General features: G+C 51.1%; 17 protein-coding genes and 1 pseudogene. 8 read left to right on the top strand and 10 right to left on the bottom strand.

The features are described from left to right. The first annotated feature begins 128 nt into the window (after positions 1-128). Entirely contained in the window at positions 129-677 is a 549-nt protein-coding gene (locus A7Z06_RS15050) for a YcbK family protein (RefSeq protein ID WP_001516120.1), read from the top strand. 26 nt (positions 678-703) lie between these two features. Next, positions 704-1351, top strand: a complete 648-nt coding sequence (gene gloC / locus A7Z06_RS15045) for a hydroxyacylglutathione hydrolase GloC (protein ID WP_001109462.1) — start codon at positions 704-706, stop codon at positions 1349-1351. 221 nt (positions 1352-1572) lie between these two features. Here the strand turns inward: gloC and aspC are convergent, their stop codons facing one another. The 4 genes from aspC to pncB form a co-directional block, all read right to left on the bottom strand. Then, positions 1573-2763 (bottom strand): aspartate transaminase, encoded by a 1191-nt coding sequence (aspC, locus tag A7Z06_RS15040; protein ID WP_000462704.1) that lies wholly within the window; start codon positions 2761-2763, stop codon positions 1573-1575. A 184-nt stretch (positions 2764-2947) separates the two neighbouring features. Then, positions 2948-4018 (bottom strand): porin OmpF, encoded by a 1071-nt coding sequence (ompF, locus tag A7Z06_RS15030; protein ID WP_000977930.1) that lies wholly within the window; start codon positions 4016-4018, stop codon positions 2948-2950. Positions 4019-4620: 602 nt separating this feature from the next. Next, positions 4621-6021, bottom strand: coding sequence for an asparagine--tRNA ligase (gene asnS / locus A7Z06_RS15025; protein WP_000117892.1), 1401 nt, complete (start codon positions 6019-6021; stop codon positions 4621-4623). 168 nt (positions 6022-6189) lie between these two features. Next, positions 6190-7392: a nicotinate phosphoribosyltransferase gene (gene pncB, locus A7Z06_RS15020; RefSeq protein WP_010344462.1), complete on the bottom strand. Its 1203-nt coding sequence runs from the start codon at positions 7390-7392 to the stop codon at positions 6190-6192. Between the two features lie 265 nt (positions 7393-7657). On the opposite strand from pncB, the gene pepN reads away from it, so the two are divergent. Continuing rightward, on the top strand, positions 7658-10270 hold the full coding sequence (pepN, locus tag A7Z06_RS15015; protein ID WP_000193880.1) for an aminopeptidase N: 2613 nt from the start codon (positions 7658-7660) through the stop codon (positions 10268-10270). Positions 10271-10463: 193 nt separating this feature from the next. On the opposite strand, the pseudogene ssuB reads toward pepN, so the two are convergent. The 5 genes and pseudogenes from ssuB to ssuE form a co-directional block, all read right to left on the bottom strand. Then, a pseudogene (gene ssuB / locus A7Z06_RS15010) lies at positions 10464-11220 on the bottom strand (aliphatic sulfonates ABC transporter ATP-binding protein). Next, positions 11217-12008 carry an aliphatic sulfonate ABC transporter permease SsuC gene (gene ssuC / locus A7Z06_RS15005; protein WP_000235208.1) on the bottom strand — a complete coding sequence of 264 codons (792 nt, stop codon included), beginning with the start codon at positions 12006-12008 and terminating at the stop codon, positions 11217-11219. The pseudogene ssuB and the gene ssuC overlap by 4 nt, the downstream one beginning before the upstream one ends. Before the next feature lie 11 nt (positions 12009-12019). Continuing rightward, positions 12020-13165 carry an FMNH2-dependent alkanesulfonate monooxygenase gene (ssuD, locus tag A7Z06_RS15000; RefSeq protein ID WP_000056005.1) on the bottom strand — a complete coding sequence of 382 codons (1146 nt, stop codon included), beginning with the start codon at positions 13163-13165 and terminating at the stop codon, positions 12020-12022. Continuing rightward, complete coding sequence (gene ssuA, locus A7Z06_RS14995) at positions 13162-14121, bottom strand: aliphatic sulfonate ABC transporter substrate-binding protein SsuA (protein WP_001244251.1); 960 nt, start codon at positions 14119-14121, stop codon at positions 13162-13164. Before ssuA ends, ssuD begins: the two co-directional genes overlap by 4 nt. Then, a complete protein-coding gene (gene ssuE / locus A7Z06_RS14990; RefSeq protein ID WP_001263924.1) occupies positions 14114-14689 on the bottom strand; it encodes an NADPH-dependent FMN reductase in 576 nt (191 codons plus the stop codon). The genes ssuA and ssuE overlap by 8 nt, the downstream gene beginning before the upstream one ends. Positions 14690-14925: 236 nt before the next feature. Here ssuE and pyrD point away from each other — a divergent pair, with 236 nt between their 5' ends. Together pyrD and zapC are read left to right on the top strand one after the other, a co-directional pair. Continuing rightward, positions 14926-15936 carry a quinone-dependent dihydroorotate dehydrogenase gene (pyrD, locus tag A7Z06_RS14980; protein WP_010344456.1) on the top strand — a complete coding sequence of 337 codons (1011 nt, stop codon included), beginning with the start codon at positions 14926-14928 and terminating at the stop codon, positions 15934-15936. 173 nt (positions 15937-16109) lie between these two features. Then, positions 16110-16652, top strand: coding sequence for a cell division protein ZapC (zapC, locus tag A7Z06_RS14975; RefSeq protein WP_001220665.1), 543 nt, complete (start codon positions 16110-16112; stop codon positions 16650-16652). On the opposite strand, the gene ycbX is transcribed toward zapC, so the two are convergent. Next, a complete protein-coding gene (ycbX, locus tag A7Z06_RS14970) occupies positions 16649-17758 on the bottom strand; it encodes a 6-N-hydroxylaminopurine resistance protein YcbX (RefSeq protein WP_000224255.1) in 1110 nt (369 codons plus the stop codon). The genes zapC and ycbX overlap by 4 nt on opposite strands. 97 nt (positions 17759-17855) lie before the next feature. Here ycbX and rlmKL point away from each other — a divergent pair, with 97 nt between their 5' ends. The 3 genes from rlmKL to pqiA all read left to right on the top strand — a co-directional run bounded on the left by rlmKL (position 17856) and on the right by pqiA (position 23325). Beyond that, positions 17856-19964, top strand: a complete 2109-nt coding sequence (gene rlmKL, locus A7Z06_RS14965) for a bifunctional 23S rRNA (guanine(2069)-N(7))-methyltransferase RlmK/23S rRNA (guanine(2445)-N(2))-methyltransferase RlmL (RefSeq protein WP_001086530.1) — start codon at positions 17856-17858, stop codon at positions 19962-19964. Positions 19965-19975: 11 nt separating this feature from the next. Beyond that, positions 19976-21883 carry an ABC transporter ATP-binding protein gene (locus A7Z06_RS14960; RefSeq protein WP_000053066.1) on the top strand — a complete coding sequence of 636 codons (1908 nt, stop codon included), beginning with the start codon at positions 19976-19978 and terminating at the stop codon, positions 21881-21883. A gap of 188 nt (positions 21884-22071) precedes the next feature. After that, positions 22072-23325 carry a membrane integrity-associated transporter subunit PqiA gene (gene pqiA, locus A7Z06_RS14955; RefSeq protein ID WP_000333155.1) on the top strand — a complete coding sequence of 418 codons (1254 nt, stop codon included), beginning with the start codon at positions 22072-22074 and terminating at the stop codon, positions 23323-23325. The last annotated feature ends 1 nt before the right edge of the window (position 23326 follow it).

Genomic DNA, 23326 nt, shown 5'->3' with positions numbered 1-23326 from the left:
TATTCTCGCTAGCCCCCATCACTGCTGGGATTGAGTCATCTTGACGTTAGCTTTATGCGCGGTTAAGGTGCCTCTTGTGCGCCAGAAGTGCATATAAACGATAACATTGACCTGTAGACTTGATTATCATGGACAAATTCGACGCTAATCGCCGTAAACTGCTGGCGCTTGGTGGCGTTGCACTTGGTGCCGCCATCTTGCCGACCCCTGCGTTTGCGACACTCTCTACCCCACGTCCGCGTATTTTGACACTCAACAATCTCCATACCGGAGAGTCCATTAAAGCGGAGTTTTTCGATGGCAGAGGCTATATTCAGGAAGAATTGGCAAAACTAAACCATTTTTTCCGCGATTTCCGCGCGAACAAAATAAAGTCCATCGACCCAGGATTATTCGACCAGTTGTATCGCCTGCAAGGGCTGTTAGGCACCCGCAAACCGGTGCAACTCATTTCCGGTTATCGCTCCATTGATACCAACAATGAACTACGCGCGCACAGCCGTGGGGTAGCGAAGAAAAGCTATCACACCAAAGGCCAGGCGATGGATTTCCATATTGAAGGTGTCGCGTTAAGCAATATTCGCAAAGCAGCGTTATCTATGCGTGCAGGTGGTGTAGGATATTACCCACGTAGTAACTTTGTGCATATTGATACCGGGCCAGCACGGCACTGGTAACAATCGCTTAACAAAACAGGGGCAGTATGAATTATCGTATTATTCCGGTCACTGCATTCTCCCAGAACTGCTCATTGATCTGGTGTGAACAAACTCGCCTGGCTGCACTGGTTGATCCTGGCGGCGATGCGGAAAAAATCAAACAGGAAGTTGATGCCAGCGGCCTGACGCTAATGCAGATCCTGCTGACGCATGGTCACCTGGATCATGTTGGCGCGGCGGCGGAACTGGCGCAACATTACGGCGTGCCGGTTCTTGGGCCGGAAAAAGAAGATGAGTTCTGGCTGCAAGGCTTGCCTGCGCAAAGCCGTATGTTCGGTCTGGAGGAGTGTCAGCCACTAACGCCGGATCGTTGGCTGAACGAAGGCGACACTATCAGCATAGGGAATGTGACTTTACAGGTGTTACATTGCCCTGGGCATACGCCGGGTCATGTGGTCTTCTTTGATAATCAGTCAAAACTGCTCATTTCTGGCGACGTTATTTTCAAAGGCGGAGTAGGGCGTAGCGACTTCCCTCGTGGTGACCATAATCAACTGATCTCTTCGATTAAAGATAAACTGCTGCCACTGGGCGATGACGTGACATTTATTCCGGGTCACGGACCATTATCCACTCTTGGTTATGAGCGCCTGCATAATCCCTTCCTGCAAGACGAAATGCCCGTCTGGTAAAGGCGTATAAAAAAGCCCGCTTTCAATGCGGGCCTGGATTTCTGGCAAAGTGCGCTTTGTTTATGCCGGATGCGGCGCGAGCGCCTTATCCGGCCTACAAAATCGTGCAAATTCAAAATATTGCAGGGGACGCGTAGGCCTGATAAGCGTAGCGCATCAGGCAATGCTGCGTTTGTCAGCAACCTCAGCCCGCTTTCAGCGGGCTTCATTGGTTTTAACTCTTACAGCACTGCCACAATCGCTTCGCACAGCGGAGCCATGTTGTCTGGCGTCATCCCGGCTACGTTCACACGACCGGAAGCCACCGCATACACGCCAAACTCTTCACGCAGACGCAGTACCTGTTCTTTTGTCAGGCCGCTAAAGGAGAACATGCCGTTCTGTTTGATGATGAAACTGAAGTCGCGGTTTGCGCCTTTTTCCTGCAGCGTATTGACGAACAACTGACGCATACGCTGAATACGCTGGCGCATATCAGTCAGCTCTTGTTCCCAAATCGCACGTAACGCATCGTTGCTCAGGATGGTGGCAACAACCGAAGCGCCGTGTGCTGGTGGGTTAGAGTAGTTAGCGCGAATCGCCGCTTTCATTTGGCTGAATGCGCGATCAACGGTTTCACTGTCAGCAGCAACCAGAGTACAAGCGCCAACGCGCTCGTTGTACAGGCCAAAGTTTTTAGAGTAGGAACTGGCGACGATCAGTTCTTTATGCAGACCAGCGAAAACGCGCAGACCTTCAGCATCTTCTTCCAGACCGCGAGCAAAACCCTGGTAAGCGAAGTCAAACAGCGGTAACCAGCCTTTCTCAACGGAAAGCTGCGCCAGCGTTTGCCATTGCTCCAGTGTAGGATCGATACCGGTTGGGTTATGGCAACAGCCATGGAACAGCACTACGTCGCCAGCCTGAGCTTCGTTCAGGCTGTTAATCAGTGCATCGAAGTCAAGGGTGTGATTTTCCGCATCATAATAAGCGTATTCACGAACTTCCAGACCTGCAGAGTTAAAGACGCTCTTATGGTTCGGCCAGCTTGGGTTGCTTACCCACACACGCTTAACGCTGGTATTTTTTGCCAGGAAATCGGCAGCCACGCGTAGTGCGCCAGTGCCACCCGGAGTCTGTGCTGTGCGAGCACGTTTGTCATTGATCAGGGCGCTACCTTTACCAAACAGCAGTTCCTGAGTGCAGCGACCAAATTCAGGGATGCCGTCAATGCCGAGGTAGTTTTTGGTGGTTTCATTTTCGAGCAGATACTGTTCAGCCTTTTTAACGCTGGTCAGCACCGGGGTTTTGCCCGTCTCATCTTTATAGACACCAATCCCAAGGTTAATTTTGCTGGGACGTTCATCGGCACGAAACAGATCGGCCAGACCCAGAATTGGGTCGGCAGGAGCGGCGGTAATGTTCTCAAACATGACGAGGTTCCATTATGGTTACAGAAGGGAAGTCCGCTATCAGGGTAACGGGAGATTTACAAAATTCCAACTATTACTGATGAAAACGCCGACTGTTTTTGCAAGACGTGAGATTGCTCTGGAAGGCATAAAAAAAACAGGACCAAAGTCCTGTTTTTTCGGCATTTAACAAAGAGGTCTGCTATTAAAACTGGTAAACGATACCCACAGCAACGGTGTCGTCTGAACCTACGCCCAGTTTGTTGTCAGAATCGATCTGGTTGATGATGTAGTCAACGTAGGTGGACATGTTTTTGTTGAAGTAGTAGGTTGCGCCCACTTCAAAGTAGTTCACCAGATCAACATCACCGATACCTTCTACGTCTTTCGCTTTAGATTTGGTGTAAGCGATGGACGGACGCAGACCGAAATCGAACTGGTATTGTGCAACTAACAGAACGTCTTGTGTTTTGTTGGCAAAGCCGCCAGTGATCGGCGTAGCGTTACGGGTTTCACCGTAGTTTGCCGCCAGGTAGATGTTGTTTGCATCATACTTCAGGCCAGTAGCCCACTGTTCAGCTTTTTTACCCTGGCCAAGAGGCTGAGCTTCCTGCAAGTTGGTGCGGTCAGCAGCACCATAAGCACCAACGATACCAAAGCCTTCGAATTCGTAGCTGATGGAGCCGCCAACACCGTCGCCGTTAGAACGACGTGCGGTGTCACGTTCGTTTTTACCCAGGTACTGAACAGCGAAATTCAGGCCGTCAACCAGACCAAAGAAGTTGGAGTTACGGTAAGTTGCAACGCCGCCAACACGGCCAACGAAGAAGTCATCGCTGTATGCAGTGTCACCACCAAACTCTGGCAGCATATCGGTGTAACCCAGTGCATCATAAACAACACCATAGTTACGACCGTAATCGATTGAGCCAGCATCAGCAAATTTCAGACCAGCGAACGCCAGACGGGTTTTATTGCCATTTTGGGCATCGGAACCCTCAGAGTTGTTACCCTGGAAGTTGTATTCCCACTGACCGTAACCGGTCAGGTCGGAATTGATTTGAGTTTCCCCTTTAAAACCAAGACGGGCATAGGTCATATCGCCATTGCCACCGTAACTGTTTTCACCGTTACCCTTGGAAAAATAGTGCAGACCGACAGCTTTACCGTACAGATCTACTTTGTTGCCATCTTTGTTATAGATTTCTGCAGCGTTTGCAGTACCTGCTACTAACAGAGCAGGGACGATCACTGCCAGAATGTTGCGCTTCATCATTATTTATTACCCTCATGGTTTTTTTTATGACACCTGCCACTGCCGTCAATAAGTTTCGTCAATAAATATTTACGGAGCTATTGATGAAAGTTTGGTGTCTTTATGTATCTGCAGGCATCTTTCCATTCAAACTAACGTTTCGCTACCGTGAAAGTGCTACAAATATAAAGATATAGTTACAAAAAGAAAAAATATGTAACTAAAGGTAAATTTTAAGGAACTTTGTGAACGCCGTCATATTTCCATTAGACTTTAATGATATTTGCAGAGAGTTTGATCTATATATATGATTTACTTATATTAAATTTAGCTAAACGAAAATTTTCGCTCTGATAATTTCTCTCAGTGGCTTCGCTAAAACACAGATTCAGACGTCCAGAAAGCTAATAAGAAGTATAAAAATTGTGCTATCAGCTAAGAAATAACTAATCCGCAATAAGAATGCGGATTATTTTTTGTTCATAAATATTACGTGGAAATATTCCGTAACAGGAAGGTTGTTGTGACAGGGTTGCAAATAGATTGATTGACTTAACAAACAGATAACTTGACAGAAGGGAATAGAAAAGAGCCAGCGGGCGCTGGCTCTCGGAAAAACTAAATTAGAAGCTGGCGTTACGCGGAGTACGCGGGAACGGAATCACGTCACGCACGTTTTGCACACCAGTCACGTAGGCGATCAGACGTTCAAAACCAAGACCGAAACCGGAATGCGGAACAGTACCGTAGCGACGCAGATCGCGATACCACCAGTAATCTTCTTTGTTCAGGCCCATCTCCAGCATACGCTCGTCCAGTACGTCCAGACGCTCTTCGCGCTGTGAACCACCAATGATCTCACCGATGCCCGGTGCCAGAACGTCCATTGCCGCGACGGTTTTACCGTCTTCGTTAAGACGCATATAGAACGCCTTAATATCTTTCGGATAGTTTTTCACCACGACCGGCGCTTTAAAGTGTTCTTCTGCCAGGTAACGCTCATGCTCGGAAGAGAGATCCACGCCCCAGTAAACCGGGTTTTCAAATTTCTTACCGCAATTTTCGAGGATGGTTACCGCATCGGTGTAATCAACCTGCGCAAAGTCGGCTTCAATGAAGCGTTCCAGACGGCTGACAGCATCTTTATCTACGCGTTCAGCGAAGAATTTCATGTCGTCTGCACGTTCTTCGAGAACCGCTTTGAAGACATATTTCAGCATGGCTTCAGCCAGACCGGCGATATCGTTCAGGTTAGCAAACGCAACTTCCGGCTCCAGCATCCAGAATTCCGCCAGATGCCGGCTGGTGTTGGAGTTTTCTGCACGGAAAGTCGGGCCGAAGGTATAAATTTTGGACAATGCGCAAGCGTAGGTTTCACCGTTCAACTGACCAGATACGGTCAGGAAAGACTCTTTACCGAAGAAGTCTTTGTCGAAATCCACTTTGCCCTGATCGTTACGCGGCAGGTTTTCCAGATCCAGCGTTGAAACGCGGAACATTTCGCCAGCGCCTTCGGTATCAGATGCGGTAATCAGTGGCGTTGAAACCCAGAAGAATCCCTGCTCGTTAAAGAAGCGATGCAGCGCCTGTGCCAGCGTGTGGCGAACGCGCGCAACAGCGCCAATCAGGTTGGTACGTGGACGCAGGTGAGCGACTTCACGCAGATACTCAATGCTGTGGCGCTTTGCTGCCATCGGGTAAGTATCTGGATCTTCAACCCAGCCGGCAACTTCAACGTTGCTGGCCTGAATTTCAAATTGTTGCCCCTGGCCCGGCGACGCCACGACTTTACCCGTCACAATGACCGAGCAACCGGTGGTCAGACGCAGGACGTCTTCATTGTAATTGGGCAGAGAATTATTGATGACAGCCTGTACAGGATCAAAGCAGGAACCGTCATAAACGGCGAGGAAGGAGATGCCAGCTTTTGAATCTCGGCGGGTACGCACCCATCCGCGCACGGTGACTTCGCTGTCAACGGCTACGCGGCCCTGGAGTACGTCGGCTACAGGCACAACGCTCATAATATTCTCTCTGTTAATAGTCGGAAAAAATAAACACTTGTCCACCCGTCAATGGGGGGATACCTATGTTACCTGGCATCTGCAATCAGACAAGCAGAATTCGCAGATGGGACAAAAGATTTCGGAATAAAAGGCAAAAAAGGGAGCCGTTATGGCTCCCTGATGATATTAACTGGCTTTTTTAATATGCGGAAGGTCGAACGCTTTACGCAGCGCACGGACAAACGCTTTGTCATGGCAGATAGTTTTGCCAGGGCTGTCAGAAAGTTTCGCCACCGGTTTACCGTTACACTCCACCAGCTTAATCACAATATTCAGTGGTTTGACCTGGGGGATATCGCAGGTCAGGCGTGTACCGATACCAAAACTTAATTGCACACGGGAAGAGAAGTGGCGATAAAGCTCGACCGCTTTGCGTAAATCCAGATTGTCAGAGAAAACCAGCGTTTTGCTCTGCGGATCAATTCCCAGCTTCTCATAATGTGCAATGGCTTTTTCGCCCCATTCTACCGGGTCGCCGGAATCATGGCGAAGCCCCTGGTAACGACTGGCAAATTCCACGCCGAAATCACGCAGAAAGGCATCCATAGTAATGCAGTCGGTTAACGCAATGCCAAGTTGGTCAGGATATTCTTCCAGCCACGCAGCAAGTGCAGCGCGCTGACTATTGGCAAGATCCGGGCTGATTTGTTGATGCGCCTGGAACCATTCATGCGCCTGTGTTCCCATCGGGGTGAGGGAAAGCCGACGTGCCAGATCGTAGTTACTGGTGCCAACGAACCAGGGTTCCTGTTGCAAACGTTTAACGATGGTTTCTTGTACTTCGCGGGAAAAACGGCGACGAGTGCCGAAATCCATCAGATGGAAGCGCGACATCTCGAGATCGGCGGTTAATGCCGAAAAGTCGACTAATTTGCTTTCCAGGGTATCGAGGGCTTGCGCAACGTCGGCCTGCGGTGAGCGATAGCGATGTACCATTTCACTGATGACCGCCAGCAGAGGAACTTCCCAGAGGATGACTTCACGCCACGGGCCGGTTAAACGAATATCCAGCTTACCGTTATCGTTGGTGACGGTGACCTGTTCCGGGTTAAAGCGGAACTCGCGCAGCCAGTTGAGATAGTCGGCCTTAAAAAAAGGCAGGGCAGAGAGCCATTGATATTCATCATCCTGCAGGCGCAGGTGCTGCATCGCCTGAACCTGTTCACGAATAGCATCGGCATAAATACCCAGCAGATCGTCACCTCGGCAACGAAACTCCGCCGCGACATGCACATCATAATAGTGATGAAACACGGCTTGCTGCATATGCAACTTATAAGCATCTGTATCCAGCAACGAGTGCAGAACAGGAGAAGCGAATTGTGTCATAGGTGCGCAGTAGCGTCCTCGTACGGGAGCGTTTAGTACAATAAACATCTTCAGGAACTGCTGGAGTATACCTTGTTTCGCAATTTATTGAACCCCGATCACACCATATGCCACCTTTATGGTCGATGGCATTGCGTACTGTATGTTATAAAAATGTAGCAATAAAAGCGTTTGTACCTGAAAAGATGAAGATTCTGCGTAGCGAGATTTATGCAACAGGAATAGACTGAACACCTGACTCTATAAAAGATGCTAAAGGTTATTTATGACTCAACAGCCACAAGCCAAATACCGTCACGACTATCGTGCGCCGGATTACCAGATTACTGATATTGACTTGACCTTTGACCTGAACGCGCAAAAGACGGTGGTTACCGCGATCAGCCAGGCTGTCCGTCATGGTGCATCAGATGCTCCGCTTCGTCTGGACGGCGAAGCCCTTAAACTAGTCTCTATTCATATTAATGATGAGCCGTGGACAGCCTGGAAAGAAGAAGAGGGCGCACTGATCATCAGTAATTTACCGGAACGTTTTACGCTCAAGATTGTTAATGAAATTAGCCCGGCGTCCAACACCGCGCTGGAAGGGCTTTACCAGTCAGGCGATGCGCTCTGCACTCAGTGTGAGGCTGAAGGTTTCCGCCATATTACGTACTATCTTGATCGCCCGGATGTGCTGGCGCGTTTTACCACCAAAATTATTGCGGATAAAACCAAATACCCGTTCCTGCTTTCCAACGGTAACCGTGTTGAGCAAGGCGAGCTGGAAAATGGACGTCACTGGGTACAGTGGCAGGATCCGTTCCCGAAACCGAGCTATCTGTTTGCGCTGGTAGCTGGTGACTTCGATGTACTTCGCGACACCTTCACTACCCGCTCCGGTCGCGAAGTGGCGCTGGAGTTGTATGTCGATCGCGGCAATCTTGATCGCGCGCCGTGGGCGATGACCTCGCTGAAAAATTCCATGAAGTGGGATGAAGAACGCTTTGGTCTGGAGTATGACCTCGACATCTATATGATCGTTGCAGTGGATTTCTTCAACATGGGCGCAATGGAGAATAAAGGTCTCAACATCTTTAACTCCAAATATGTGCTGGCGCGTACCGACACCGCAACCGATAAAGATTATCTCGACATTGAGCGTGTCATCGGTCATGAATATTTCCATAACTGGACCGGCAACCGCGTTACCTGCCGTGACTGGTTCCAGCTCAGTTTGAAGGAAGGCTTGACTGTTTTCCGCGATCAGGAGTTCAGTTCTGACCTTGGTTCCCGCGCGGTAAACCGTATCAATAATGTGCGCACCATGCGCGGATTGCAGTTTGCGGAAGACGCCAGTCCGATGGCGCACCCAATCCGTCCGGATATGGTCATTGAAATGAACAACTTCTACACCCTGACCGTTTACGAGAAGGGCGCGGAAGTGATTCGTATGATCCACACTCTGCTGGGTGAAGAAAACTTCCAGAAAGGGATGCAGCTCTATTTCGAGCGTCACGATGGTAGTGCTGCGACCTGCGACGATTTCGTTCAGGCGATGGAAGATGCGTCAAATGTCGATCTTTCCCATTTCCGTCGCTGGTACAGCCAGTCCGGTACGCCGATTGTGACTGTTAAAGACGACTACAATCCGGAAACCGAGCAGTACACCCTGACCATCAGCCAGCGCACACCAGCCACGCCGGATCAGGCAGAAAAACAGCCGCTACATATTCCGTTTGCTATCGAACTGTATGACAACGAAGGCAAAGTGATTCCGTTGCAGAAGGGTGGCCATCCGGTCAATCCGGTATTGAATGTCACCCAGGCGGAACAGACCTTTGTCTTCGATAACGTCTACTTCCAGCCTGTGCCTGCGCTGCTTTGCGAATTTTCTGCGCCGGTGAAACTGGAATATAAGTGGAGCGACCAGCAACTGACTTTCCTGATGCGCCATGCGCGTAATGATTTCTCTCGCTGGGATGCGGCGCAAAGCCTGCTCGCAACCTACATCAAACTGAACGTCGCCCGTCATCAGCAAGGTCAACCATTGTCTTTACCAGCACATGTTGCCGATGCTTTCCGCGCGGTACTGCTCGATGAGAAGATTGATCCGGCGCTGGCGGCAGAAATCCTGACGCTGCCTTCCGTCAATGAAATGGCAGAACTGTTCGATATCATCGACCCGATTGCCATTGCTGAAGTGCGCGAAGCTCTCACCCGTACTCTGGCGGCTGAACTGGCGGATGAGTTGCTTGCTATTTATAACGCGAATTACCAGAGCGAGTACCGCGTTGAGCATGAAGATATTGCAAAACGCACTCTGCGTAATGCCTGCCTGCGTTTCCTCGCTTTTGGTGAAACGCATCTGGCTGACGTGCTGGTGAGCAAGCAGTTCCACGAGGCCAACAATATGACCGATGCGTTGGCGGCGCTCTCGGCGGCGGTTGCTGCGCAGTTACCATGTCGTGATGCGCTGATGCAGGAGTACGACGACAAATGGCATCAGGATGGTCTGGTGATGGATAAATGGTTTATCCTGCAAGCCACCAGTCCGGCGGCGAATGTACTGGAGACGGTGCGCAGCCTGTTGCAGCATCGTTCGTTCACCATGAGCAACCCGAACCGTATTCGTTCGTTGATTGGGGCGTTTGCGGGCAGCAACCCGGCTGCGTTCCATGCCGAAGATGGCAGCGGTTATCAGTTCCTGGTGGAAATGCTCACCGACCTGAACAGCCGTAACCCGCAGGTGGCTTCACGCCTGATTGAGCCGTTGATTCGCCTGAAACGTTACGATGCTAAACGTCAGGCGAAAATGCGTGCGGCGCTGGAGCAGTTAAAAGGACTGGAAAATCTTTCTGGTGATCTGTACGAGAAGATCACCAAAGCTCTGGCTTGATACAAACATGCCTGATGCGACGCTTGCCGCGTCTTATCAGGCAACCTGTTGAAATTGCTGGTTTTGTAGGCCGGATAAGGCGTTCACGCCGCATCCGGCAACCGTGCCCAACGGCCTGATGCGACGCTTGACGCGTCTTATCAGGCCTACAAGCCCGTTGAAACTGCTGGTTTTATGCGCCGCATCCGGCATATTAACCATGACGCCGAATCGGTTGTTCAGAATGCCCACGCTGCATCACCCGCTGCAACACTTCCGCTTCCAGCTCCGCTAATCGTACCGACCCTAACCGGCGCGGACGGGGTATATCCACCGTCAAATCCAGACCAATTTTTCCTTCTTCAATTAACAGCACCCGGTCAGCCATCGCCACCGCTTCGCTCACATCATGCGTTACCAGCAAGACGGTAAAACCGTGCTCCTGCCAAAGTGACACAATCAAATCCTGCATCTCCAGTCGCGTTAAGGCGTCCAGTGCCCCGAGCGGTTCATCAAGCAACAATAAACCCCAACGCTCTTGCCAGCGCCACACGCTGTTTCTGCCCGCCAGACAGCGCCGCAGGCCATTCCCCGGCGCGATTCTCCAGCCCTACCGCAGCCAGCGACTGACGCGCGGCATTGCGCCACTGGCCTTTCAGACCTAACCCAACGTTATCAATTACCGATTTCCACGGCAGCAGACGGGCATCCTGAAACATCATGCGTGTATCGTCCTGAATTTCGGCAAGTGGCGTTGTACCCGCTAACACATCGCCTGCGGTTGGCGTTTCCAGCCCCGCCAGCAGGCGCAGCAGGGTACTTTTGCCACCACCGCTGCGACCGACCACTGCCACAAACTGACCCGCTGGAATATGCAAATCCAGGTGGTTCAGGACGATATTATCCGCGTAATGTTTGTATACCGCATTGAGCAACAGCGGTGTGCCCTGGTTCAGACGAGCAGTATTCATACCGTGGCCTCCTTCAGATGATAAGCCGGGTTCCAGCGCAACCAGAGGCGCTCTAATAGTTGCGCGCTGACGTCAGCAAGTTTGCCGAGCAGGGCGTAAAGAATAATGGCGACCACCACCACGTCCGTTTGCAGAAACTCCCGCGCATTCATTGCCAGATAACCAATGCCTGAATTGGCAGAAATGGTTTCGGCAACAATCAGCGTTAGCCACATCAGACCCAACGCAAAACGCACGCCGACCATAATTGAGGGCAGGGCTCCGGGCAGGATCACATGGATAAACAGCGGCACGCCGGATAAGCCATAGCTGCGCGCCATCTCTACCAGTCCGCGATCGATATTACGGATCCCATGCCAGGTGTTGATATAAATGGGGAATAGCGTGCCAAGCGCCACCAGGAAAATCTTTGCGGACTCATCAATGCCAAACCACAAAATCACCAGCGGGATCAGCGCCAGATGCGGTACGTTGCGCAACATCTGAATTGAGGTATCCAGTAGTCGCTCCCCCCAGCGCGACAGTCCGCTAATCAGTCCCAGAATCAAGCCCAGCGATCCGCCAATGGAAAAACCAATCAGCGCCCGCCAGGAGCTGATCGCCAGATGCTGCCACAATTCGCCGCTGGCTGAGAGCGTCCAGAACGCCGTCACCACCCCTTGCGGAGAGGGCAAAATACGTGTCGACAACCAGCCAACTGACGAGGCCAGTTGCCACACCGCCACGATGCCCACCGGTAAAAACCAGGGGGCAACGCGCAATAACCACTTTTTCACTGGCGTTGCCATCATCTTGTTCCTTAGCTTTGCGCGACTTTACGTGGGATAAACTCATTTGCCACCGCTTCGCCTTGCAGGTTCAGCGGCTGCGGTTGGGGAATCTGTGGGATGGCGACATCCAGATGTGGGAACAACAACTCGCCAACCCGATACGCTTCTTCCAGATGTGGATAGCCAGAAAGGACAAAACTGTCGATGCCAAGCGCGGCGTATTCGTTGATTCGCGCAGCGACTGTCGGCCCATCGCCCACCAGCGCCGTTCCGGCACCGCCGCGTACTAAGCCAACTCCCGCCCATAAATTGGGGCTGATCTCCAGATTGTCGCGCTTACCGTTATGCAGCGCCGCCATTCGTTGTTGACCGACTGAATCCGTCCGGGCAAATGCTTCTTGTGCTTTGGCAATCGTCTTATCATCAAGATGGGAGATTAACCGTTCGGCGGCCCGCCAGGCTTCGTCGTTGGTTTCGCGGACAATTACATGCAGACGAATACCGAAACGAATTTTGCGCCCATGCGCGGCAGCTTTTGCCCGCACTTGTTCTATCTTCTCTTTTACCCGCTCCGGCGGCTCGCCCCAGGTGAGATAGAGATCAACCTGTTCGGCAGCCAGATCCTGAGCGACGTCAGACGATCCGCCAAAGTAAAGTGGCGGATACGGCTGTTGAATCGGCGGGAAGAGCAGTTTTGCTCCGCGCACATGAATATGTTTACCGTTGAAATCGACGGTTTCTCCCTGCAATAAACGTCGCCAGACCTGAGTAAATTCCGCCGAGGCTTCGTAACGCTCGCTATGATCAAGGAACACGCCGTCGCCTGCCAGCTCTTGCGGATCGCTGCCTGTGACCAGGTTAAACAACGCGCGTCCATTAGAGAGGCGATCAAGCGTGGCAGCCTGGCGAGCGGCTACGGTAGGCGATGTCACACTTGGGCGTAGGGCGACGAGGAACTTAAGCCGTTGCGTCACCGGGATCATCGATGCCGCCACCAGCCACGCATCTTCGCAGGAACGGCCTGTTGGGATCAGCACGCCGGTATAGCCAAGACGATCCGCCGCTTGTGCAATCTGTTGCAGATACCCATGATCAACCGGGCGAGACCCTTCTTCCGTTCCCAGATAATGACCGTCACCGTGCGTGGGTAAAAACCAGAACATATTCAGACTCATAATTGTTTTCCTTCCAGTTGAGTGGGCTGCCAGATGCGTTGGCGGATATCGACTTTTTTCGGCACCAGACGATTTTCATAAAACAGGTCGGCAGTGTGTTGCTGTAAAGCAGCAACCTCGGCGTTCACGGGTTTGATGGTGGTAGGGGGGCGATGGTCAAGATATGAGGCAATGACCGGCGCCGGTAAACCCATTGTTTTTGCCAACAGGGCGATGCTTTGTTCGCGCTGGCTATGGGTTAACGCATCGGCCTCGCTAAAGGTTGCCAGTACGCCCTGAATAAATGCGCCGTTTTTTTCTGCATACGGACGGGCTGCCAGATAAAACGATCCGGTTTGATTGAGATCGGTGCCATCTTTCAGCACCCGCACGCCGCCCTGCAATAACGCAGCGGAGTAGTAGGGATCCCAGATAGCCCAGGCGTCGACGTTACCCTGCTGGAATGCAGCGCGCGCATCGGCGGGCGTCAGATAGGTCGGCTGGATATCAGTGAAATTAAGCCCGGCTTGTTGCAGTGCGCGCAGTAAAAGGTTGTGCGAACTTGAACCTTTCTGAAACGCGACTTTGTGGCCCTTTAGTTCAGCCACAGTTTTGATCGGGCTGTTTTCGGGCACCAGAATCACTTCGGCTTTTGGTTTCGGTGGCTCGACACCGACGTAGACCAAATCAGCACCGGCGGCCTGAGCAAAAATTGGAGGAATGTCCCCCGTACTGCCCAGATCGATACTGCCGACGTTTAACGCCTCCAACATTTGCGGACCAGCGGGAAACTCCACCCACGAGATTTTGGTTTGCGGATAGCGTGTTTCCAGTAACTGGTGGCTTTTTGCCAGCACCATGCTGATGCTGCCTTTTTGATAACCTATCCGTAACGCTTCAGGAGAAGACTCCGCAGCAATCGTGAGCGTAGAGACGCTGAATAATCCCATCAGCACCAGTTTAAAAATATTACGCATGAGCGTTACCTCGCAGAGAGAGAAGGTCAGGAACCTGGACATCGCGGCGGTGCAGCGCCTGCCAGAAGGTATCGAGCGCGGTATCTAGACGGGATTGCAGATTCGGCGTGAATTGCGGCTTATGTTGGAAATCAAGCACCTGCGAGTCATCGGCAAATACGCCGTGTAGGATCTCCTGGGCTTTTAGTGCGCTTAAAACTGGTTTAAGTGCGTAATCAACCGCCAGCAGGTGAGCCACCGTGCCACCTGTCGCCAGCGGCAACACCACTTTTCCTTGTAGTGCGCGTTCTGGTAGCAGGTCGAGAAGCGTTTTCAGTGCGCCGGAATAGGCGGCTTTGTAGACGGGAGTGGCGACAATCAGCCCATCAGCCTGTTGCAACTGATCGGTGAAAGTCTTGAGTGCCGGACTATCGAAACGGGCATAAAGCAAATCTTCCGGGGCGAAGTTTTGCAGATTCCAGTGATAAACTTCCACATCCAGGCCATTCAATTTTTCCCGCGCATATTCCAGCAAAGAGCTGGAGCGAGAAGGAAAGCGAGGACTTCCTGCCAGGGTAATGACACGCATACTCTCTCCTTATAACCAATAGTTCTTGTTTTGTTAAAATTGATAACAATTCGGTCAGTCTGACAGAGAGAGCTTGTGAGTCGAAATGATTTATCTGATGAAGAAAAGCCAAAAAAAGCATAAAAAAAGCACAACAAGAAAACGTTTGCTATTTATTGCCACAGGTCAATTCCCTTTTGATCCGAACTCGCACATAATACGCACCCGGTTTGCACACCGGGAATCCAGGAGAGTTCATGTACTACCCCTTCGTTCGTAAAGCCCTTTTTCAGCTCGATCCTGAGCGCGCTCATGAGTTTACTTTTCAGCAATTACGTCGCATTACCGGAACGCCGTTTGAAGCACTTGTTCGACAGAACGTTCCAGCGAAACCGGTTAACTGCATGGGACTGACCTTTAAAAATCCGCTTGGTCTGGCTGCCGGTCTTGATAAAGACGGGGAGTGTATTGACGCTTTAGGCGCAATGGGATTTGGATCGATCGAGATCGGCACTGTCACCCCTCGCCCACAACCAGGAAATGACAAGCCACGTCTCTTCCGTCTGGTGGATGCTGAAGGTTTGATCAACCGTATGGGCTTTAATAACCTCGGCGTTGATAACCTCGTTGAGAACGTTAAAAAAGCACATTATGACGGCGTTCTGGGAATTAATATCGGTAAAAATAAAGATACACCGGTTGAGCAAGGCAAAGATGACTATCTGATTTGTATGGAAAAAATCTACGCCTATGCAGGATATATTGCCATCAATATTTCATCACCGAATACCCCAGGATTACGTACTCTGCAATATGGCGAAGCACTGGATGATTTATTAACGGCAATTAAAAATAAGCAAAATGATTTGCAAGCGATGCACCATAAATATGTGCCGATCGCAGTGAAGATCGCGCCGGATCTTTCTGAAGAAGAGTTGATCCAGGTTGCCGATAGTTTGGTACGTCATAATATTGATGGCGTTATTGCGACTAATACCACCCTCGATCGTTCTTTAGTTCAGGGAATGAAAAATTGCGATCAAACCGGTGGCTTAAGTGGTCGTCCGTTGCAATTAAAAAGCACAGAAATTATTCGCCGCTTGTCGCAGGAATTAAACGGTCGTTTACCGATCATTGGTGTTGGTGGTATTGACTCGGTTATTGCTGCCCGTGAGAAGATAGCAGCGGGGGCTTCACTGGTGCAAATTTATTCTGGTTTTATTTTTAAAGGACCGCCGCTGATTAAAGAAATCGTTACTCATATCTAATTATTTCTTTCACTTTCTCTTTATAAGATAATCAGGGCTTTATTTTCAGCCCTGGTTGTTTTATATTCATTCCTGTTACTTATTTAGACATTTTGTACTTTTCTTGTTGAGGTTATTAAGCAAAGCGACAATGGAATGTGTTGCAGTGAATTTATAGGGTAGAGGAGAGGCATATGCGAATTAAACCAGACGATAACTGGCGTTGGTATTACGATGAAGAGCATGATCGAATGATGCTTGATTTAGCCAATGGTATGCTGTTTCGCTCACGTTTTGCGCGTAAAATGTTGACGCCGGATGCTTTTTCTCCTGCGGGATTTTGCGTTGATGACGCCGCGCTCTATTTCACGTTTGAAGAAAAATGCCGAGACCTTAACTTATCAAAAGAACAAAAAGCTGAACTGGTGCTTAATGCACTGGTAGCGATTCGTTATCTCAAACCGCAAATGCCGAAAAGCTGGCATTTTGTTTCTCATGGCGAAATGTGGGCACCAGCGTCGGGTGATGCTGCCTGTGTCTGGTTAAGCGACACCAATGAGCAGGTCAATTTACTGGTTATTGAATCTGGCGAAAATGCCGCACTGTGCCTGCTGGCGCAACCTTGCGTCGTCATCGCCGGGCGCGCCATGCAACTGGGTGACGCCATCAAAATTATGAATGACAGGCTGAGACCGCATGTGAGTTATGACAGCGTCAGCCTTGAACAAGCCGTTTAACTTTTCAGTTTCAATGCAGTCTTCGGTACGCAACTACAGCAAAGAATTGTTCCATCGTCGCTCATAGCTGATTTTTTCAGCGGGGTGACTTCGCCTTCGAGAAGCTGAACACGACAACTTCCGCATATGCCGGCACGGCAAGAATAGGGAATACGAATCCCTTGATTTTCTAATTGTTCCAGCAGTACCTGTTGGTTATTACCGCGAAATGCCCGCCCTTGCCAGTTGATGTCAACATTCGCGTTTGGTTGTTGTGTCGCGGAGAAAGTATCGTCGGCTGCGGCCGCACCGTAGACTTTTGCCGGTGCTGTCGCCAGGATTTCCACCTCATCGCCAACACGGATAACACCACTGTTACGGGCAATTAAGTTTTGACCGAAATCGACATCGCCATTATCCTGGGCTGTACGGAAAGATTGCAGCGTTTTTAATGGTTCGCCAGCCGGATGCTTTTGCCCTTTTTCCGGGCTAACGGTGGTGAAAATACAACGGCTACAAGGTTTCACCACATCGAACACCACATCGCCAATACGAATCACTTTCCAGGTGTCTTCTTCCCACGCGGCTACGCCAGAAACAACCAGATTGGGGCGGAATTGTTCCATTTTGACGCTTGCCGGACAGCGTTGTTGGAGATCGCGCAATGAAGCTTCATTGACGAGCAGATACGGATAGCCATCAGCGAATGACAGGGGTACAGTGTTGTGGCGTTTTACGCGCCGCGTCATCTGTGGCCCCACCCAGCGCAATTGCACGTCGCGGGAGAAAAATCCGCTTAACCATTTGTTTATCTCATCTGGCGCAATGCGCGCAGTAAAATGGTTACCCCACACTTCCGTTGGTGCGTCCTGTTCGGCGAAATCGGCAAAGCGTACCCACGCACTACTACCATCGGGCGCAGTGAGATGCAGACCGTCATGAACGGGAGATGGGGTAAAGCGCACCATCTGTGGAAACTGACGGGCGGTAATAAATGTACCGTCGGGTTCTGTCAGCATAAAAATGCGATCGAAGGCCAGCCCGCTGATATCTGCAAGAGCGTGTGTCAGACCGATGCCACGCATGGATTTAACAGGATGAATAAAAAGCCGGGTTAATGTCGCCACGGTGCGGTCCCCAAATGAAAATAAGCCCTCAACTTTATGACATGACGGACTTATTAGCTATAATGCGCAACAATTTTCTTAGAGTAAAAGTGACGATATGAATTCTCTGTTTGCCAGTACGGCCCGTGGGCTGGAAGAGCTGTTAAAAACTGAACTGGAAAACCTGGGGGCCGTTGAATGCCAGGTGGTTCAGGGTGGGGTCCATTTCAAGGGCGACACGCGGCTTGTATACCAGAGCCTGATGTGGAGCCGCCTGGCCTCGCGTATTATGTTGCCGCTGGGCGAGTGCAAGGTTTACAGCGATTTAGACCTCTATCTCGGCGTTCAGGCGATCAACTGGACAGAGATGTTTAATCCTGGCGCGACCTTTGCTGTCCACTTTAGCGGTCTGAATGACACTATCCGCAACAGCCAGTATGGCGCGATGAAAGTTAAAGACGCAATTGTTGATGCTTTCACGCGTAAAAATCTGCCGCGACCAAATGTTGATCGCGATGCGCCGGATATTCGCGTTAACGTCTGGCTGCATAAAGAAACCGCCAGTATCGCTCTCGACTTAAGTGGTGATGGTTTGCATCTGCGTGGTTATCGTGACCGTGCCGGTATTGCGCCAATCAAAGAAACACTGGCGGCAGCCATTGTGATGCGATCTGGCTGGCAGCCAGGAACACCACTGCTCGACCCGATGTGTGGTTCCGGTACGTTGCTGATTGAAGCCGCGATGCTGGCGACCGACCGCGCGCCGGGCTTGCACCGTGGGCGTTGGGGATTTAGCGGCTGGGCGCAGCACGACGAAGCCATCTGGCAGGAAGTGAAAGCGGAAGCACAAACTCGCGCCCGTAAAGGTCTGGCAGAATACAGCTCTCATTTCTACGGTTCCGACAGCGATGCGCGGGTGATTCAACGTGCGCGTACTAACGCCCGCCTGGCGGGGATTGGCGAACTGATCACTTTTGAGGTGAAAGATGTCGCGCAACTGACCAATCCGCTACCAAAAGGACCGTATGGCACCGTACTGAGCAACCCGCCATACGGTGAGCGTCTGGACAGCGAACCGGCGCTGATTGCGCTGCATAGCCTGCTGGGCCGAATCATGAAAAACCAGTTCGGTGGCTGGAATCTCTCTTTATTCAGCGCCTCGCCGGATTTGTTAAGTTGTCTGCAATTGCGCGCAGACAAACAGTACAAGGCGAAAAATGGCCCGCTGGACTGCGTGCAGAAAAACTACCACGTTGCCGAAAGTACCCCGGACAGCAAACCGGCGATGGTGGCGGAAGATTACGCCAACCGTCTGCGTAAGAACCTGAAGAAATTCGAAAAATGGGCGCGGCAGGAAGGGATTGAATGTTACCGCCTGTATGACGCCGATTTGCCAGAATACAACGTCGCTGTTGACCGCTACGCCGACTGGGTGGTCGTGCAGGAGTACGCGCCGCCGAAGACCATCGATGCGCACAAAGCGCGTCAACGTTTGTTCGATATTATCGCTGCGACCATTTCGGTACTGGGGATTGCGCCAAACAAACTGGTGCTGAAAACCCGTGAACGCCAGAAGGGCAAAAATCAGTATCAGAAACTGGGCGAGAAGGGCGAGTTTCTTGAAGTCACCGAATATAACGCGCACCTGTGGGTGAACCTGACGGATTACCTTGATACGGGTTTGTTCCTCGATCACCGTATCGCCCGTCGTATGCTCGGTCAGATGAGTAAAGGCAAAGATTTCCTCAACCTGTTCTCTTATACCGGCAGCGCCACCGTGCATGCGGGATTAGGCGGCGCGCGCAGCACCACCACGGTGGATATGTCGCGTACTTATCTGGAGTGGGCAGAACGCAACCTGCGTCTGAATGGCTTAACCGGCCGTGCGCATCGCCTGATTCAGGCCGATTGTCTGGCGTGGTTGCGTGAAGCTAATGAACAGTTCGATCTGATTTTTATCGATCCGCCAACCTTCTCTAACTCAAAACGAATGGAAGATGCGTTTGATGTTCAGCGCGATCATCTGGTGCTGATGAAAGATCTGAAGCGTCTGCTGCGTGCTGGCGGGACTATCATGTTCTCGAACAACAAGCGTGGCTTCCGTATGGATCTTGACGGACTGGCAAAACTGGGACTGAAAGCACAAGAAATTACGCAAAAAACGCTCTCCCAGGATTTCGCCCGTAACCGCCAGATCCACAACTGCTGGCTGATTACCGCAGCCTGAAAGGAATAGTAATGTCATTAATCAGTATGCATGGCGCATGGCTGTCGTTCAGCGACGCGCCGCTTCTCGATAACGCAGAACTGCATATCGAAGATAACGAACGTGTTTGTCTGGTGGGCCGTAACGGCGCAGGCAAATCGACGTTAATGAAAATCCTCAACCGTGAACAGGGGCTGGATGACGGTCGGATAATCTATGAGCAAGATTTGATCGTTGCGCGTTTGCAACAAGATCCGCCGCGTAACGTTGAGGGCAGCGTTTATGATTTCGTTGCCGAAGGCATCGAAGAACAGGCGGAATACCTGAAACGCTATCACGATATTTCGCGCCTGGTGATGAATGACCCGAGCGAGAAAAATCTCAATGAACTGGCGAAAGTCCAGGAGCAGCTTGATCACCATAATCTGTGGCAACTGGAAAACCGCATCAACGAAGTATTGGCACAGCTGGGATTAGACCCCAATGCTGCGCTGTCGTCACTTTCCGGCGGTTGGTTGCGTAAAGCGGCGTTGGGACGCGCGCTGGTGAGCAATCCGCGCGTGTTACTGCTCGACGAACCGACTAACCACCTGGATATCGAAACCATCGACTGGCTGGAAGGGTTCCTTAAAACCTTCAATGGGACGATTATTTTCATCTCCCACGACCGTTCGTTTATTCGCAATATGGCGACGCGCATTGTTGATCTCGATCGCGGCAAGCTGGTGACCTATCCAGGGAATTACGACCAGTACCTGCTGGAAAAAGAAGAAGCCCTGCGCGTGGAAGAGCTGCAAAACGCCGAGTTCGACCGCAAACTGGCGCAGGAAGAGGTATGGATCCGTCAGGGGATCAAAGCGCGTCGTACCCGTAACGAAGGTCGCGTGCGTGCATTGAAAGCGATGCGTCGTGAACGTAGCCAACGCCGGGAGGTAATGGGTACGGCGAAGATGCAGGTCGAAGAAGCCAGCCGCTCCGGTAAAATAGTCTTTGAAATGGAAGATGTTTGCTATCAGGTTGAGGGCAAACAACTGGTGAAAGACTTTTCCGCTCAGGTACAACGTGGCGACAAAATTGCGCTGATTGGCCCGAATGGCTGCGGTAAAACCACGCTGTTAAAACTGATGCTGGGGCAACTTCAGCCAGACAGCGGACGTATTCACGTTGGCACCAAACTTGAAGTGGCTTATTTCGATCAGCACCGCGCGGAACTGGATCCCGATAAAACGGTGATGGATAACCTTGCCGAAGGTAAGCAAGAGGTGATGGTTAACGGTAAACCACGCCACGTGCTGGGTTATTTGCAGGACTTCCTGTTCCATCCGAAACGGGCGATGACGCCGGTACGTGCGCTTTCTGGCGGGGAACGTAACCGTCTGCTGTTAGCACGTTTGTTCCTTAAGCCAAGCAATTTACTGATCCTCGACGAACCGACCAACGACCTTGACGTCGAAACGCTCGAACTGCTTGAAGAGCTAATCGACAGCTACCAGGGGACGGTGTTGTTAGTAAGCCACGATCGTCAGTTTGTCGATAACACTGTGACAGAATGCTGGATCTTTGAAGGCGGCGGCAAAATTGGTCGTTATGTTGGCGGTTATCATGATGCCCGTGGTCAGCAAGAACAGTATGTGGCGCTTAAACAGCCGGTGGTGAAAAAAACCGAAGAAGCGGCAGCGCCAAAAGCAGAAACTGTAAAACGCAACACTAGCAAACTAAGCTATAAATTGCAGCGCGAACTGGAACAGCTTCCGCAATTGCTTGAAGATCTGGAAGCGAAGCTGGAAGCCTTACAGGCGCAGGTGGCGGATGCCTCCTTCTTCAGCCAGTCTCATGAACATACGCAAAAAGTGCTCGCTGATCTGGCTGCTGCGGAGCAGGAGCTGGAGCAGGCTTTTGAACGCTGGGAGTATCTTGAAGCGTTAAAAAATGGTGGCTGATCGCAAAACAGTTGATTGATATAGAGGCTGATGACAAAGGTAAAATTGCCTGATGCGCTACGCTTATCAGGCATGGGGGAAATCATTTGTATTCTCTCAGACCGGTAAAGGCACCAATGCTGCATCCGGCATGAAAAAAGGACACTTTGTCAGCAATCTGTAGAATAGCGCATCATTAAGGAGTACCAATGTGCGAACATCATCATGCCGCGAAGCATATCTTGTGCTCGCAGTGTGACATGCTGGTGGCATTACCCCACCTTGAGCATGGTCAGAAAGCGGCATGTCCTCGGTGTGGCACAACGTTAACCGTTGCGTGGGACGCGCCCCGGCAGCGTCCTACCGCCTATGCGTTGGCCGCACTGTTCATGCTGTTGCTGTCCAACTTATTCCCTTTTGTGAATATGAACGTCGCAGGAGTTACCAGTGAAATTACATTACTGGAAATTCCGGGCGTGCTGTTTTCTGAGGACTACGCCAGCCTCGGCACTTTTTTCTTGTTGTTTGTGCAACTGGTTCCTGCATTTTGCCTGATTACCATACTGCTTCTGGTGAATCGCGCCGAATTACCGGTACGTCTGAAAGAGCAACTGGCACGGGTGCTCTTTCAACTCAAAACCTGGGGAATGGCAGAGATTTTCCTCGCGGGTGTGCTGGTCAGTTTCGTCAAACTGATGGCCTACGGCAGTATTGGTGTGGGCAGCAGTTTTCTCCCCTGGTGTTTATTTTGTGTGCTGCAACTGCGCGCCTTCCAGTGCGTTGATCGTCGCTGGTTGTGGGATGATATCGCGCCGATGCCAGAGCTACTTAAGCCGTTAAAACCGGGCATTACGGGTATCCGACAAGGATTGCGCTCTTGCTCTTGCTGTACGGCGATCCTTCCCGCCGATGAAACGGTGTGTCCGCGTTGCGGTACGAAAGGATACGTTCGGCGCAGAAATAGCCTGCAATGGACGCTGGCGCTGCTTGTTACGTCCATCATGCTGTATCTCCCGGCTAATCTTTTACCCATCATGGTGACTGATTTATTAGGCTCTAAGATGCCGTCAACGATTCTCGCCGGGGTCATCCTGTTGTGGAGTGAAGGCTCTTATCCTGTTGCTGCAGTTATCTTTTTAGCCAGTATCATGGTGCCAACGTTAAAGATGATCGCCATCGCATGGTTGTGCTGGGATGCCAAAGGGCACGGCAAGCGTGACAGCGAAAGAATGCATTTGATTTATGAAGTTGTTGAGTTTGTAGGCCGCTGGTCGATGATTGACGTTTTCGTGATTGCGGTGCTCTCGGCGCTGGTGCGTATGGGAGGTTTAATGAGTATTTATCCTGCAATGGGTGCGTTAATGTTTGCTTTAGTCGTCATAATGACAATGTTTTCTGCAATGACGTTTGATCCACGCTTGTCGTGGGATCGTCAACCTGAATCAGTGCATGAGGAGTCCTGAC

Source organism: Escherichia sp. MOD1-EC6819 (genome assembly GCF_002965765.1).
GTDB classification, from domain to species: Bacteria; Pseudomonadota; Gammaproteobacteria; order Enterobacterales; family Enterobacteriaceae; genus Escherichia; species Escherichia ruysiae.
The sequence above is the reverse complement of the archived record's forward strand: the minus strand, read 5'-3'. Positions and strand labels throughout refer to the sequence as shown.

What these genes read in the sequence shown, in the direction of transcription:
- A7Z06_RS15050 (WP_001516120.1), top strand. Translation starts at nt 129, where the DNA reads ATGGACAAATTCGACGCTAATCGCCGTAAACTGCTGGCGCTTGGTGGC.
- gloC (WP_001109462.1), top strand. Translation starts at nt 704, where the DNA reads ATGAATTATCGTATTATTCCGGTCACTGCATTCTCCCAGAACTGCTCA.
- aspC (WP_000462704.1), bottom strand. Translation starts at nt 2,763, where the DNA reads ATGTTTGAGAACATTACCGCCGCTCCTGCCGACCCAATTCTGGGTCTG.
- ompF (WP_000977930.1), bottom strand. Translation starts at nt 4,018, where the DNA reads ATGATGAAGCGCAACATTCTGGCAGTGATCGTCCCTGCTCTGTTAGTA.
- asnS (WP_000117892.1), bottom strand. Translation starts at nt 6,021, where the DNA reads ATGAGCGTTGTGCCTGTAGCCGACGTACTCCAGGGCCGCGTAGCCGTT.
- pncB (WP_010344462.1), bottom strand. Translation starts at nt 7,392, where the DNA reads ATGACACAATTCGCTTCTCCTGTTCTGCACTCGTTGCTGGATACAGAT.
- pepN (WP_000193880.1), top strand. Translation starts at nt 7,658, where the DNA reads ATGACTCAACAGCCACAAGCCAAATACCGTCACGACTATCGTGCGCCG.
- ssuC (WP_000235208.1), bottom strand. Translation starts at nt 12,008, where the DNA reads ATGGCAACGCCAGTGAAAAAGTGGTTATTGCGCGTTGCCCCCTGGTTT.
- ssuD (WP_000056005.1), bottom strand. Translation starts at nt 13,165, where the DNA reads ATGAGTCTGAATATGTTCTGGTTTTTACCCACGCACGGTGACGGTCAT.
- ssuA (WP_001244251.1), bottom strand. Translation starts at nt 14,121, where the DNA reads ATGCGTAATATTTTTAAACTGGTGCTGATGGGATTATTCAGCGTCTCT.
- ssuE (WP_001263924.1), bottom strand. Translation starts at nt 14,689, where the DNA reads ATGCGTGTCATTACCCTGGCAGGAAGTCCTCGCTTTCCTTCTCGCTCC.
- pyrD (WP_010344456.1), top strand. Translation starts at nt 14,926, where the DNA reads ATGTACTACCCCTTCGTTCGTAAAGCCCTTTTTCAGCTCGATCCTGAG.
- zapC (WP_001220665.1), top strand. Translation starts at nt 16,110, where the DNA reads ATGCGAATTAAACCAGACGATAACTGGCGTTGGTATTACGATGAAGAG.
- rlmKL (WP_001086530.1), top strand. Translation starts at nt 17,856, where the DNA reads ATGAATTCTCTGTTTGCCAGTACGGCCCGTGGGCTGGAAGAGCTGTTA.
- A7Z06_RS14960 (WP_000053066.1), top strand. Translation starts at nt 19,976, where the DNA reads ATGTCATTAATCAGTATGCATGGCGCATGGCTGTCGTTCAGCGACGCG.
- pqiA (WP_000333155.1), top strand. Translation starts at nt 22,072, where the DNA reads ATGTGCGAACATCATCATGCCGCGAAGCATATCTTGTGCTCGCAGTGT.